Consider the following 13,211-nt stretch of genomic DNA (forward strand, 5'->3'; position numbering starts at 1 on the left):
TTTGTTGAATAGTCCTGCGAGCGTCGAGATCTATGATCTTCTCGTCGGCGACAGTTTTATATGTGTATAAGCGACAGGTCCTCGTGGGGGGCAGGGGAACGGGCACGGAGACCTCCGGTTGGGCGGGAAACGGCACCCCATCCTCTCCCGGCCGCCGGGCACCGTCGCGCCGGTGGCACCGTCGCGCCGGTGGCGGCGGGGCGCCGGCGGCGGGCAGTCACGTTCTGGGCACGGTCGTCCACCCCTTCTCCCGGGCAGGCCGCACCCCTGCCTACTGTGACGCCCGTAACCGGCCCCGCACGGCGCCCGCGGACATCACGCCCGGGTGGACCGGGACCGACGCGAGAGCTGCACGACCACCCGGCCCGGCAGGGTCGTCGTGCACGAACAGGGGAGATCCATGCGCAGCACCACGCTCCACACCGTCGCCGCGGCCACCGCCGCGGTCTTCGTCCTCGCGTCCTGCTCGTCGGACGGCGGCAGCGGCGGGTCCGAGGCCTCCGGCGAGCTCTCCGGCGAGGGCACCGGCGACTCCTGCACCATCGACGCCGAGGTGCCCCTGGGCGCCGTCCTCAGCCTGACCGGCGCCGCCGCCAGCTACGGCGAGTCCCAGCAGCGCGGCCTCGAGCTGGCCGCCAAGGAGCTGGCCGAGAAGGGCGGGGTCACCTACGACCTCACCATCGAGGACGACCAGACCGACCCTCGCCAGGGCATCACGCTCTTCGACCAGTTCGTGAACGACGACGTCAGCCTGATCATCGGCCCGACGCTGTCCAACGCGGCCGTGCAGTCCGACCCCATCGCCCAGGACGCCGGCGTGCCGGTGCTGGGCATCTCCAACACCGCGGCCGGCATCACCGACATCGGTGACTACATCTTCCGCAACTCGCTGACCGAGCAGGCCGTCATCCCGCAGACGGTCGCGAAGGCGACGGAGGAGTTCGGCCTGGAGAACGTGGTCGTCATGTACAGCAACGACGACGCCTTCACCGAGTCCGGCTTCGAGGCATTCGAGGCGGCGCTCGAGGACGAGGGCGTGGAGATCGCCGACACCCTGACCTTCTCCAAGGCCGACACCGACTTCCGCGCGCTGCTCACCGAGGCGCAGAGCCTGGAGCCCGACGCGCTCGTCGTCTCCGGGCTGATCGAGGCCGCCATCCCGCTGGTCACCCAGGCCCGCGAGCTCGGCATCGACGTCCCGATCATCGGCGGCAACGGGTTCAACAACCCGCGGCTCATGGCCGACGCGGGCGAGGCCGCCGAGGGCGTCGTCGTCGGCGCCGCGTGGAACTCCGCGTCCGACAACCCGGAGAACCAGGCGTTCCTCGAGGCGTACCAGGCCGAGTACGACGCCGCTCCCGACCAGTTCGCCGCCCAGGCCTACACCGGCCTGATGCTCGTCGACGAGGCCGTGCGCTCCGGGTGCGCCGCCGACCGCGAGAGCCTCAAGACGGCGCTGGGCGAGCTGGAGAACGTGCCGACGGTGCTCGGCGAGTTCTCCATCGACGAGAACCGCGACGCCGTCCACCCGGCCGTCGTGCAGGTCGTGCAGGACGGGAAGTTCGCCGTCCTGGAGTGATCGGTCCGGTGCCCCCGGCCGGCCCGGCCGGGGGCACCTCGCCATCCCCATCCACGACGAGAACGGGACCGCTGTGCAGCAGCTCCTCAACGGCATCTTCATCGGGTCGATCTACGCGCTCTTCGCGATCGGCTTCACCCTGGTCTTCGGCATCCTCGACCGGCTCAACCTGGCCCACCCCGCGGTGTTCGCCGCCTCCGCCTTCGTCGGTATCGAGCTGGTCGCCCGCGGCGGGATGTCGTTGTGGACGGCGCTGCCCGTGGTGTTCGCCGTCGGCGCTCTGCTCGGGCTCGTCATCGAGCGGCTGGCGTTCCGACCGCTGAAGAACCGTGCCGACGCCCACTTCGCCGGGTTGATCTCCTCGATCGCCCTCGCCGGGATGCTCATCGCGCTGCTGCAGTGGCGCTACGGGCCCGACACCCGGCGCTTCCCGGCCGGCTCGTTCCCCGACTCCCGCTACGAGGTGGCCGGCGCGCAGGTGACGCTGGTGCAGATCGTCATCCTGGCCGTCTCCCTGGCGCTCATGGTGGGGCTCACCTACATGGTCACGCGGACCCGGCTGGGCCGCGGGATGCGCGCGGTCGCTGAGAACCCGACGGCCGCAAGAGTCCTGGGCGTGAACGTCGACCGGGTCACCGCCGTCGTCTTCGCCATCTCCTCGGCCCTCGGCGCGGTCGCCGGCGTGCTCTTCGCCATCAACGTGAACACCGCGCAGCTCGGCATGGGCGCGGCCATCGAGCTCAAGGGCCTGGCGGTCATCATCGTCGGCGGGATGGGCTCGCTGCCCGGCGCGCTGATCGGCGGCCTGGTGCTGGGCATGGCCGAGGTGTTCGCGGTTCAGCACATCGGCTCGTCGTGGCGGGACGTCATCGCCTTCGGCCTGCTGTTCGTCATCCTCCTGCTGCGCCCGCAGGGTCTGCTGGGTGCGCGGAAGGTGCGGGAGGTCTGATGCTCGACGAGTACGCCACCACGCTGACCTTCATCGCCCTCGGGGCGATCTTCGCCTACTCGTTCTACGCGGTTCTCATCGCCGGGCAGTTGAGCCTGGGCCAGGCGGGGTTCGCCTCGCTGGCCGCCTTCTCCGCCGTCGCCCTCGCGCCGAGCGCCGCCGACGTCGGGGACGTCCCCGCGCTGCTCACCGCGATCGTCATCGGCATGGGCGTCGGCGCCGCCGCCTCCATCGTCCTCGGGCTGCCGACGATGCACCTGCGGGGCGTCTTCCTCGCGATCGCGACCCTCGGGTTCGCCGAGGCCGTGCGGGTCGTGCTGCTCAACGCCGAGTGGACCGGCGGGGCGCAGGGCCTGGGCGTGCCCCGCGTCCTCACCGTCGGCATGGCGTGGACCGCGCTGGCCGTCGTCGCCTACTGGTTCTGGCGGATGGGAGGCTCCCGGTACGGCCGGGCGCTCGAGGCCATCCGCGAGGACGAGCTCGCGGCCCGTGCGATGGGCATCGACGTCGGCCGGCACCGGCTGGCCGCCTTCGTGACCTCCGGCGCCGTGGCCGGCCTCTACGGTGTGCTCTTCGCCTACTACGTGCGGCTCATCGCGCCCAGCGACTTCGACTTCACCGCCGCGGTCGAGGGCCTGGTCACCGCCGTGCTGGGCGGCTCGACCATGTTCCTCGGGCCGATCCTGGGCAGCGGGTTCCAGACGATGATCCCCGAGCTGCAGCGCGCGGTGGGCATCGAGGCCGGCTGGATCCGGCCGTTCCTGGCCAGCCTGCTGCTCCTGGTCGTCATCCTCTTCCTGCCCGGCGGCCTGACCAGCCTGATCCCGCGCCGGGTCCGCATGCCCGCGGCCGCGGACGACGGCGGGAAGGATCTGGCCGGGCGCCGGCACCCCGCGGCCGGTGACACGGTCGTGACCCTGGCCGGGCTGGGGAAGGAGTACGGCGGGGTGCACGCCGTCCGCGGCGTCGACCTCGAGGTCCGCGCCGGGGAGGTCGTGGGCCTCATCGGCCCGAACGGCGCCGGCAAGACGACGCTGGTGAACATGATCAGCGGCCTGGTGCCGCCGAGCTCGGGCACGGCCACCGTGCTCGGGACGACGGTCGGCCGCACCCCGGTGCACCGGATCGCCGCGGCCGGTGTCAGCCGGACCTTCCAGCACTCGAAGCTCTTCGACCGGCTGTCAGCGCTGGACAACGTGCTGGTGGGCGCCCACCTGGTCAGCCGCCCGACGTTCCTGAGGCGGCTGCTGTGGCTGCCCTCGGCCCGGCGCGACGAGCGGGCTGCGCACCAGCAAGCGGCCAGGTGCCTCCGGCGGGTCGGCCTGGCCGACGTCGCCGCGACCCGCGCCTCGGCGCTGTCCTACGGGGACCAGCGCCGGCTGGAGATCGCCCGGTCGCTGGCCTCGGACCCGTCGCTGCTGATCCTCGACGAGCCGGCCGCCGGCATGAACCACGTCGAGGCCACCCGGCTGTCGGAGCTGATCACGTCGCTGGCCGCCGACGGCCTGACCATCCTGTTCATCGAGCACAACGTCGGCATGGTCCTGCGCACCTGCACCCGCGTCGTCGTCCTCAACTTCGGCGAGGTGATCGCCAGCGGGTCCCCGGAGGAGATCGCCGCCGACCCGGTGGTGATCGAGGCGTACCTGGGAGCCGCGGAGGAGGACCGGGCCACGGGCCCGGCCGAGGCCTCGATCGCCGAGGGCACCGCCGTGGACCCGACCGCGAGCGGCCCGGACGCGGCCTCGCCGGACGCCGTGCTCAACGTGCGGCCGGGGGCCGCCGGCACGCTGGAACCACCGGACACCACCTCGAGGGATGCGACATGAGCGAGCCGATCCTCAGGGTGGCCGACCTGCGGGTCGGCTACGGCCGGGGGGAGGCGGTCCGCGGCGTCTCGTTCGAGGCGGCGCCCGGGTCCCTGGTCACGCTCGTCGGCGCCAACGGGGCCGGCAAGTCCTCGATCATCAACGCGGTGTCCGGGCTGGTCCGGCCGGCGGGGGGGCGGATCACCTTCGAGGGGCAGGACATCACCCGCACACCGGCGCACAAGCTGGTCGGTCGCGGGCTGGTGCAGGTGCCGGAGGGTCGGCAGATCCTCGCCACGCTCACCATCGAGGAGAACCTGCAGATGGGGTCGTGGCACACCGGTCCCGGCACCCGGCGCTCGATCGGGGACATGTACGACCGGTTCCCGGTGCTCGCCGAGCGGCGGGCGTTGCCGGCGGGGTCGCTGTCGGGCGGCGAGCAGCAGATGCTGGCCATCGCCCGCGCGCTGGTGGCCGCACCGAAGGTCGTGCTCATGGACGAGCCGTCGATGGGCCTGGCTCCCAAGATCGTCGACGAGGTGTTCCGGGTCATCGAGGAGATCCGGGCGTCGGGCACCACGGTCGTGCTGGTGGAGCAGAACGCCCGCCGCGCGCTGCGCGCCGCCGACCACGGCTACGTGCTGCAGAGCGGTGAGGTCGTGCACTCGGGCCCGGCCCACCAGCTGCTCGCCGACGAGCGGATCGTGCAGGCCTACCTGGGGGTCGACGGCGCGACCTGACGGTCGGGGTGCTGGAACGGCCCTCGTGCAGGGTCCCGCCGCGAGCGCAGCGAGTGGTGGGGGGCGGGTGACGTGCTGGAACGGCCCTCGTGCAGGGTCCCGCCGCGAGCGCAGCGAGTGGTGGGGGGCACGGGGGTCCTCTTAGGGTCACGGTCGTGACCGACTGCCTGTTCTGCCGCATGGTCGCCGGTGAGATCCCCGCCGACGTCGTCCACCGCACCGACCGGGTGCTGGCCTTCCGCGACATCAACCCTCAAGCGCCCACGCACGTGCTGGTCATCCCGACCGACCACCACGCCACCGTGGGCGCTCTGGCCGAGGCCGACCCGGCGCTGCTCGGCGACGTCGTCGCCGCGGCGCACGCGGTCGCCCGCCAACAGGGGCTGGTCACCGGCGACGGCGCCGAGCCCGGGTACCGGCTGGTCGCCAACACCGGCCCCGACGCCGGCCAGACGGTGCACCACGTCCACCTGCACGTGCTGGGCGGTCGCGGGCTGGGCTGGCCGCCGGGGTGACCCCGGTCGGCCGCGCCTGAGAGGGTGGGGGACATGAGCGAGCCCCTGCGCATCGAGCGCGACGGCGACGTCGCCGTCGTCGTCCTGGACAACCCGCCGCTGAACCTCTTCGACGCGGCGACGTTCGACGCGATGGAGCGGGTGGCGCGCGAGCTCGTCGCGTTGACCGACCCGGCCGACCCCGGCCGCGCGCGGGCGGTGCTGGTCGAGGCCCGGGGCAGGGTGGTCTCCGGCGGCGTCGACGTCACCTACTTCCGCGACATCGCCGAGGGCCCCGAGCCGGCGCAGCGCGGCGGCGAGCTGTGGGCGCGCCTCCTGGAGGTGGCCAACACCTTCGAGGACCTGCCGGTGCCGACGGTGTTCGCCGCGCACGGACTCTGCCTGACCGCCGCCTTCGAGCTGGCGCTGTCGTGCGACATCCTGCTGGCGGCGGAGAAGGCGTCGTTCGGGCTGGTCGAGATCGTCGTGGGCCTCACCCCCTCGATGGGTGGGCCGCAGCGGCTGGCGGAGCGGGCCGGGCCGGCGCGCGCCAAGGAGCTGATCTACACCGGCGAGCGCTATCCGGCCGCGGTCCTCGAGCGCTGGAACGTGGTGAACCGTGTGCTACCCGACGAGGGGTTCGCCGAGGCCGCCCGCGCCTACGCCCACAAGGTCGCGGCCGGCCCCACCGTGGCGCACGCGGCGACCAAGCAGTTGGCGAGCATCGCCGTCCGCGAGGGCGCCCGGGCCGCGGACGCCCGCGTCCCGGAGATCTCCGGCCCGCTGTTCGCCACCGACGACCTGCGCGGCGCCGTCGCCTCCTTCCTCAGCGAGGGGCCGGGCAAGGCCACCTACACCGGCCGCTGACCCCCTTCGGGCGACCGGCGCTTCAGCGGCGCGTACGCGGGTAGAGTCGAGCGGTCCGCCATCGCCGTAGCAGGAAGGCAGGGTCGAGGGTTCTTGCCCGACACCTCCTCGAACGTCCCCGTGCCGGGTGCCCCTTCGTCGCGTGAGGCATCGGCGCAGGCCGCTGCCGCCGACGACGTCGCGGCCCCGTCGCCCACGGCCGTCCGAACCGCGATCACCGTTCCCGACACCGTGCCCATGGTGGCGCTGCTCGGCTCCGCCGACGAGCTGCTCCGCCTGGTCGAGACCGAGCTCGAGGCCGACGTCCACGTGCGCGGCAACGAGATCGCCGTGACCGGGCAGCCAGCCGACAACGCCTTCGCCGTCCGCGTCTTCGACGAGCTGATCGCGCTGATCGGCACCGGTCAGCAGCTGCGTCCCGACTCGGTGCGCCGGGTCATCGCCATGCTGCGGACCGGGGGCTCCGAGCGCCCGGCCGACGTCCTCAGCCTGGACATCATCAGCCGCCGCGGACGCACCATCCGGCCCAAGACGCTGAACCAGAAGCGCTACGTCGACGCCATCGACGAGAACACCATCGTCTTCGGCATCGGCCCCGCCGGCACCGGCAAGACCTACCTCGCCATGGCCAAGGCGGTGCAGGCGCTGACGACCAAGCAGGTCAACCGGATCATCCTGACCCGCCCGGCCGTCGAGGCCGGCGAGCGCCTGGGCTACCTGCCCGGCACGCTCAGCGAGAAGATCGACCCCTACCTGCGGCCGCTCTACGACGCGCTGCACGACATGGTCGACCCGGAGTCGATCCCGAAGCTGATGGCCTCGGGCACGATCGAGGTCGCCCCGCTGGCCTACATGCGCGGCCGAACTCTCAATGACGCATTCGTCATCCTCGACGAGGCGCAGAACACCACCGCCGAGCAGATGAAGATGTTCCTCACCCGGCTCGGCTTCGGCTCGAAGATCGTCGTCACCGGTGACGTGACGCAGGTCGACCTGCCCGGTGGCGCGCAGAGCGGCCTGAAGATCGTGCGGGAGATCCTCGACGGTATCGAGGACGTGCACTTCGCCAACCTGACCAGCACCGACGTCGTCCGCCACCGCCTGGTCGGTGACATCGTCGACGCCTACGAGCGCTTCGACGCGAGCCGGCAGCCCGCTCCTTCCCGACCGGCTGCCGGCGCGCCCGTCCGGACGTCCCAACCGCGCCGGCAGGGGAGCTGACCGTGCCCGTCGAGGTGTCCAACGAGTCCGAGATCGCCGTCGACGAGGCGGAGCTGGCCGGCATCTGCCGGTTCGTGCTGGGCGAGATGAAGATCAACCCGCTGGCCGAGCTGTCGGTGCTGTGCGTCGACGTCGACTACATGAGCAGCCTGCACGAGCGGTGGATGGGCGAGAAGGGCCCCACCGACGTGCTCGCCTTCCCGATGGACGAGTTCGACACCGGCCGTCCCGACGACCCCGACCCGGGCCCGGCGCTGCTCGGCGACATCGTGCTCTGCCCGGCCGTCGCCGTCCGACAGGCCCGCGCCGCCGGTCACTCGATGGACGACGAGCTCGTGCTGCTGGCCACCCACGGCGTGCTGCACCTGCTCGGCTACGACCACATGGAGCCCGACGAGGAGAAGGAGATGTTCGGTCTCCAGTCGCAGCTCATCGAGTCCTGGCGCGCGGCGCCCCGCGAGCCGGTGACGGGGGCCGCCACGGGTCAGGAGTCCGGCTCCCGATGACCGCCGCGAGGGCGACGGGCGAGCGAGCATCGCAGCGAGCGCCGGCGAGCGAGGAGCGGAACGGGTCCGGAGCCGAGCAGTGAACTCGACTTCGATCACCATGCTCGTCGTCGCCTGCTGCCTGGTCCCGCTCGCCGGTGTGTTCGGCGCCATGGACGCCGCTCTCCAGCGGGTGTCCAAGGCCCGCGTCGAGGAGATGCGCCGCGAGGGCGTGAAGCGCGCCGCGGCGCTGGAGGAGGTCGTCGCCGAGCGCGCGCGCCACGTCTCGCTCCTGCTGCTGCTCCGCATCGCCTGCGAGATGGTGGCCGTCGTCCTGGTCACGGTCCTCCTCTACGACCTGTGGGGCGGCGGCTGGCGCACCTTCCTCACCGCGGCCGGCGTGATGACCGTGGTCAGCTACGTGCTCGTCGGCGTCGGCCCGCGCACGCTCGGGCGCCAGCACGCCTACGGCACGGCGCTGGCCACCGCGGGCATCGTGCGCGTGCTCGGCCGGCTCCTCGGGCCGGTCGCCACCCTGCTGATCCTCGTCGGCAACGCGATCACCCCAGGTCGCGGCTTCCGCGACGGCCCGTTCTCCTCCGAGGTGGAGCTGCGCGAGCTGGTCGACATGGCCGAGGAGCGCGGCGTGGTCGAGTCCGGCGAGCGGAACATGATCCATTCGGTGTTCGAGCTGGGCGACACGATCGCCCGCGAGGTCATGGTGCCGCGCACCGACGTCGTCTACATCGAGCGCCACAAGACGGTCCGGCAGACCCTCGCCCTCGCCCTGCGCAGCGGGTTCAGCCGCATCCCGGTGATCGGGGAGAACGTCGACGACGTCGTCGGCGTGGTCTACCTCAAGGACCTCGTCCGCCGGTCGCAGAACGCCGGTGACCAGCGCGGCCCCAAGGTCGAGGAGCTGATGAGGACGCCGACGTTCGTCCCGGAGTCCAAGCCGGTCGACGAACTGCTGCGCGACATGCAGGCGCAGCGCATCCACATCGCGATCGTCGTCGACGAGTACGGCGGCTTCGCCGGCCTGGTCACCATCGAGGACATCCTCGAGGAGATCGTCGGCGAGATCGCCGACGAGCACGACAGGTTCCAGCGGCCCGAGATCGAGCACCTCGAGGGCGGATCGGTGCGGGTGACCGCCCGATTGCCGGTGCAGGACCTCGTGGAGCTGTTCCCCGGCGTCGAGCTGACCGAGGACGACGACGTCGAGACCGTCGGAGGGCTGCTGGCCCGCGAGCTCGGCCGGGTGCCGATCGAGGGCGCGTCCGCCGAGGTGGGCGGCCTGGTGCTGGTCGCCGAGAGCACCGGTGGGCGGCGCAACCGGATCGACACGATGCTCGTCTCCCGGGTGCCCGAGCCGTCCGAGGACGGCGGGGACGACGGCGAGCGGCAGCCCGCCGGGGCCGCCGGGGCCGAGCTCCAGGCCGGCGTGGAGGGCTGAGGAAGGACCCTCCGACCCCCGCCCCTCGACGGCTCGCGTCGGGCCCCTGCGGAAGGGCCGGACCGCGGGGATGGAGACTGACTCCATGGCTGACCTGCACCCCGAGGACGCGAAGCTCGTCACCCTCGCCCGCTCGGCGCGCGCCCGCACCGGAGCGACTGAGGGAGCGGCGGTGCGCGACACCGACGGCCGGACCTACGTCGCGGCCAGCGTGGCGCTGCCCTCGCTGACCCTCACCGCGCTGCAGGCCGCCGTCGCCGCCGCGGTGTCCAGCGGGGTCGAGGGGCTGGAGGCGGCCGTCGTCGTCTCGGCCGCCGAGGCCGTGGAGCCGAACGGGCTGGCGGCCGTGCGCGACCTCACCGCCGGCGCGCCGGTGCACCTCGCCGGTCCCGACGGGGTCGTGCGCGCCAGCGCCTAGCGCGTCAGCCGTACGCCGAGCGCCTCGGCGAACGCGTCGGGGTCCCGGATCCAGACGGTGAACGCCCGCTCCCCGTCGTCGGCCAGGTGCCGGACGGCGACGCGCGTCCGCCCGGGCCACCAGCCGCCGCGATTGTCGGCGGCCGGCCAGTCCGCGGGCGCCCGGCCGACGCGGACCGACCGCACCGTCGTCGACGGGACGACGGCCGCGGCGTCGAGGCGCGTGCCGAGGGTGGTGAACGAGAGCCCGGAGTCGGAGACGGTGAGCCGGCCGACGTTGACGACGTAGATCGCCAGCCCCGCCGCCAGGGCCACCGGCAGCTCGTCCCGGACGGCGTACTCACCGCCGCGCCAGGCGAACAAGCCCAGCCACACCGCGACCACGACCAGCGCGAGGGCGGCCGCCAGCAGGCCCGGGGCGCGGTACTGCCAGTACCGCAGCGGGGCGGGGACGACGGTCGCCGACCGCTTCGTCCCCCAGCCGGCCACGAAGCGGTGCCCCCGCACCTGCTCGACGTGCAGCCGCCGAGCACGGTCCAGGGCTGCCTGGGGCGGCCGCGCCCGGTCGCGTTCGCGCTCTGCCACGCCGGCCATGATTTCAGGTCGTCTCCCGGCGCCGTCCGGTCCCGTCGTCCCCAGGTGGGAGACTGGAGCTGTGAGCAGCCCTGACCAGACGCCGCACCGCAGCGGCTTCGTCGCCCTGGTGGGCCGCCCCAACGCCGGCAAGACCACGCTGACCAACGCACTGGTCGGCGAGAAGGTCGGCATCGTCAGCAACCGGCCGCAGACCACGCGGCACGCCATCCGCGGCGTCGTCCACCGGCCGGGCGGGCAGATCGTCCTCGTCGACACCCCGGGTCTGCACAAGCCCAAGAGCCTGCTGGGCAAGCGACTCAACGACGTCGTCCGCGACACGCTGTCCGACGTCGACGTGATCGTCTTCTGCATCCCGGCCGACCAGCCCGTGGGCAACGGCGACCGGTTCATCGCCCGCCAGCTGCGCGAGGTCAAGGCGCCGGTGGTCGTCGTCGTCACCAAGACCGACGCCGCCGGCAAGAAGCAGATCACCGAGCAGCTCATCGCGGCCAGCCAGCTCGTCGAGGCCGCCGAGATCGTGCCGGTCAGCGCCGTGCAGGGCGACCAGGTCGAGCTGCTGGAGGACCTGCTGATCAAGCTGCTGCCCGAGGGGCCGCCGCTGTACCCCGACGAGCAGACCACCGACGAGGACGTCGAGCGGCAGCTGGCCGAGCTGGTCCGCGAGGCGGCGCTGGAGAAGGTCTTCCAGGAGGTGCCGCACTCGCTCGCGGTGACCATCGAGGAGCTGAACCGCCGCCCCGATCCGAAGCGTGCCGGACGCGAGCTGGTCGAGGTGCACGCGCTGCTGCACTGCGAGCGGCAGAGCCAGAAGCCGATGCTGCTGGGCAAGGGCGGGTCGATCATCAAGGCCATCGGCAGCGAGGCCCGGGTGGGCATGGAGACGCTGCTCGACGCCCGGGTGCACCTGGAGCTGCACGTCACCGTCCTCGGGGAGTGGCAGGACGACCCGAAGAAGCTCAACCGGCTGGGGTACTGAATGTCCGCGCACACCCCGAAGGCGCTCTACCGGGACGAGGGCATCGTGCTGCGCACCCAGAAGCTGGGTGAGGCCGACCGGATCGTCACCGTGCTGACCCGGCGCACCGGCAAGGTCCGCGCGGTGGCCAAGGGCGTGCGCCGCACCAAGAGCAAGTTCGGCGCCCGGCTCGAGCCGTTCACCCACGTCGACCTGCAGCTCTACACCGGCCGCAACCTCGACATCGTCAGCCAGGCGGAGTCCATCCGGTCCTACGGCCAGGAGATCGTCGCCGACTACCCGGCCTACACCGCCGGCACCGCGGTCCTGGAGACCGCCGACCGGCTCACCGCCGAGGAGAAGGAACCGTCGCTGCGCTTGTTCCTGCTCGTCGTCGGCGCGCTCCGGGCCCTGGGGGAGAAGACCCATCCCGCCGGGCTGGTCCTCGACGCGTTCCTGCTGCGCGCGATGTCGGTGGCGGGCTGGGAGCCCGCGCTCTCGGAGTGCGCCCGCTGCGGCGAGGCCGGCCCGCACCGGCACTTCTCGGTGCCCGCCGGTGGCACGGTCTGCCCGGCGTGCCGGCCGACCGGATCGGCGATGCCCAGCCCGGTCACCCTCGAGCTGCTCGACTCGCTGCTCACCGGCGACTGGGTCCGGGCCGAGGCCAGCCAGGGCATCAACCGCCGGGAGGGGAGCGGTCTGGTCGCCGCCCTGCTGCAGTGGCACCTGGAGCGAGGACTGCGGTCGCTGCCGCTGGTCGACCGCTCCGACCCCGCCACCGATCCCCGTCGGCGGCCGGTCCCCGAGATGCCCGACCTGGCGATCGTCCCCGCGAGCGTGCGGCCGTGAAGCGCGAGGTGAAGGCCCCCGACCCGCACCCGTCCGGCGCCCGCCCGCCGGAGCTGCCCAAGGACAAGGTGCCCCGGCACGTCGCCCTGGTCATGGACGGCAACGGCCGCTGGGCGAAGTCTCGCGGGCTGCCGCGCACCGCGGGGCACGAGGCGGGGGAGTCCTCGCTGTTCGACTGCGTCGAGGGCGCCATCGAGCTGGGCGTCAAGGCGATCAGCGCCTATGCGTTCTCCACGGAGAACTGGCGGCGCAGCCCCGAGGAGGTCCGCTTCCTCATGGGCTTCAACCGCGACGTCATCCGCCGCCGGCGCGACGAGATGCACGAGCTCGGGGTGCGCGTGCGCTGGGCGGGGCGGCGTCCACGGCTCTGGCGCAGCGTGATCAAAGAGCTCGAGGTCGCCGAGGAGCTCACGCAGGACAACGACGTCCTGACTCTCACCATGTGCGTGAACTACGGAGGCCGGGCGGAGATCGCCGACGCCGCCGCGGCCATCGGCCGCGAGGTGGCGGCCGGCCGGCTCAACCCCGACAAGATCGACGAGTCCACCGTGGCCCGGTTCCTCGACGAGCCGGACATGGAGGACGTCGACCTCTTCGTCCGCAGCTCGGGGGAGAACCGCACCAGCAACTTCCTGCTGTGGCAGTCGGCCTACGCCGAGTTCGTCTTCCTCGACACGCTCTGGCCGGACTTCGACCGCCGGCACCTGTGGGCTGCCTGCGAGGAGTTCGCCGCGCGCCAGCGGCGCTTCGGGTCCGCGTGATGACAGCCGCGGGAGCATCGCAGCGAGGAACGA

14 protein-coding genes are annotated in these 13,211 nt (G+C 72.7%); 13 read left to right on the forward strand and 1 reads right to left on the reverse strand.

Translation table 11 applies throughout. The features are described from left to right. Nucleotides 1–400: 400 nt before the first annotated feature. The 10 genes from C5508_RS01270 to C5508_RS01315 all read left to right on the forward strand — a co-directional run bounded on the left by C5508_RS01270 (nt 401) and on the right by C5508_RS01315 (nt 10,017). Nucleotides 401–1,579, forward strand: a complete 1,179-nt coding sequence (locus C5508_RS01270; protein WP_104522838.1) for an ABC transporter substrate-binding protein — start codon at nt 401–403, stop codon at nt 1,577–1,579. 73 nt (nt 1,580–1,652) lie between these two features. Further along, on the forward strand, nt 1,653–2,528 hold the full coding sequence (locus tag C5508_RS01275) for a branched-chain amino acid ABC transporter permease (RefSeq protein ID WP_104522840.1): 876 nt from the start codon (nt 1,653–1,655) through the stop codon (nt 2,526–2,528). Continuing rightward, nucleotides 2,528–4,357, forward strand: a complete 1,830-nt coding sequence (locus C5508_RS01280) for a branched-chain amino acid ABC transporter ATP-binding protein/permease (protein WP_104522842.1) — start codon at nt 2,528–2,530, stop codon at nt 4,355–4,357. The genes C5508_RS01275 and C5508_RS01280 overlap by 1 nt, the downstream gene beginning before the upstream one ends. Continuing rightward, nucleotides 4,354–5,076, forward strand: a complete 723-nt coding sequence (locus C5508_RS01285; RefSeq protein WP_104522844.1) for an ABC transporter ATP-binding protein — start codon at nt 4,354–4,356, stop codon at nt 5,074–5,076. Before C5508_RS01280 ends, C5508_RS01285 begins: the two co-directional genes overlap by 4 nt. 155 nt (nt 5,077–5,231) lie before the next feature. After that, nucleotides 5,232–5,591 carry a histidine triad nucleotide-binding protein gene (locus tag C5508_RS01290; protein ID WP_232796839.1) on the forward strand — a complete coding sequence of 120 codons (360 nt, stop codon included), beginning with the start codon at nt 5,232–5,234 and terminating at the stop codon, nt 5,589–5,591. Between the two features lie 33 nt (nt 5,592–5,624). After that, nucleotides 5,625–6,437, forward strand: coding sequence for an enoyl-CoA hydratase/isomerase family protein (locus C5508_RS01295; protein WP_104522846.1), 813 nt, complete (start codon nt 5,625–5,627; stop codon nt 6,435–6,437). 93 nt (nt 6,438–6,530) lie between these two features. Continuing rightward, nucleotides 6,531–7,658 carry a PhoH family protein gene (locus tag C5508_RS01300; RefSeq protein WP_232796840.1) on the forward strand — a complete coding sequence of 376 codons (1,128 nt, stop codon included), beginning with the start codon at nt 6,531–6,533 and terminating at the stop codon, nt 7,656–7,658. A gap of 2 nt (nt 7,659–7,660) precedes the next feature. Continuing rightward, on the forward strand, nt 7,661–8,164 hold the full coding sequence (ybeY, locus tag C5508_RS01305; protein ID WP_104522848.1) for an rRNA maturation RNase YbeY: 504 nt from the start codon (nt 7,661–7,663) through the stop codon (nt 8,162–8,164). Nucleotides 8,165–8,243: 79 nt separating this feature from the next. Further along, nucleotides 8,244–9,599, forward strand: coding sequence for a hemolysin family protein (locus C5508_RS01310; protein WP_198597770.1), 1,356 nt, complete (start codon nt 8,244–8,246; stop codon nt 9,597–9,599). A gap of 85 nt (nt 9,600–9,684) precedes the next feature. Next, the gene (locus C5508_RS01315; protein WP_104523030.1) at nt 9,685–10,017 is read left to right on the forward strand and encodes a cytidine deaminase; all 333 of its coding nucleotides are present in this window, start codon (nt 9,685–9,687) and stop codon (nt 10,015–10,017) included. Here the strand turns inward: C5508_RS01315 and C5508_RS01320 are convergent. After that, nucleotides 10,014–10,601: a hypothetical protein gene (locus tag C5508_RS01320; protein WP_157943897.1), complete on the reverse strand. Its 588-nt coding sequence runs from the start codon at nt 10,599–10,601 to the stop codon at nt 10,014–10,016. The genes C5508_RS01315 and C5508_RS01320 overlap by 4 nt on opposite strands. Nucleotides 10,602–10,671: 70 nt before the next feature. Here C5508_RS01320 and era point away from each other — a divergent pair, with 70 nt between their 5' ends. The 3 genes from era to C5508_RS01335 are packed head-to-tail and all read left to right on the forward strand — an operon-like array spanning nt 10,672 to nt 13,178. After that, nucleotides 10,672–11,589 (forward strand): GTPase Era, encoded by a 918-nt coding sequence (gene era, locus C5508_RS01325; RefSeq protein WP_104522852.1) that lies wholly within the window; start codon nt 10,672–10,674, stop codon nt 11,587–11,589. Continuing rightward, a complete protein-coding gene (gene recO, locus C5508_RS01330) occupies nt 11,590–12,417 on the forward strand; it encodes a DNA repair protein RecO (protein ID WP_104522854.1) in 828 nt (275 codons plus the stop codon). Next, nucleotides 12,414–13,178, forward strand: a complete 765-nt coding sequence (locus tag C5508_RS01335; RefSeq protein WP_104522856.1) for an isoprenyl transferase — start codon at nt 12,414–12,416, stop codon at nt 13,176–13,178. Before recO ends, C5508_RS01335 begins: the two co-directional genes overlap by 4 nt. Nucleotides 13,179–13,211: the final 33 nt, after the last annotated feature.

Source organism: Blastococcus atacamensis (genome assembly GCF_002938425.1).
In the GTDB taxonomy this organism is placed as follows: domain Bacteria; phylum Actinomycetota; class Actinomycetes; order Mycobacteriales; family Geodermatophilaceae; genus Blastococcus; species Blastococcus atacamensis.

Excerpts from the sequence above, each read along its gene's own strand:
- C5508_RS01295 (WP_104522846.1), top strand. The coding sequence starts at position 5,625 with ATGAGCGAGCCCCTGCGCATCGAGCGCGACGGCGACGTCGCCGTCGTC.
- C5508_RS01280 (WP_104522842.1), top strand. The coding sequence starts at position 2,528 with ATGCTCGACGAGTACGCCACCACGCTGACCTTCATCGCCCTCGGGGCG.
- C5508_RS01315 (WP_104523030.1), top strand. The coding sequence starts at position 9,685 with ATGGCTGACCTGCACCCCGAGGACGCGAAGCTCGTCACCCTCGCCCGC.
- C5508_RS01270 (WP_104522838.1), top strand. The coding sequence starts at position 401 with ATGCGCAGCACCACGCTCCACACCGTCGCCGCGGCCACCGCCGCGGTC.
- recO (WP_104522854.1), top strand. The coding sequence starts at position 11,590 with ATGTCCGCGCACACCCCGAAGGCGCTCTACCGGGACGAGGGCATCGTG.
- C5508_RS01285 (WP_104522844.1), top strand. The coding sequence starts at position 4,354 with ATGAGCGAGCCGATCCTCAGGGTGGCCGACCTGCGGGTCGGCTACGGC.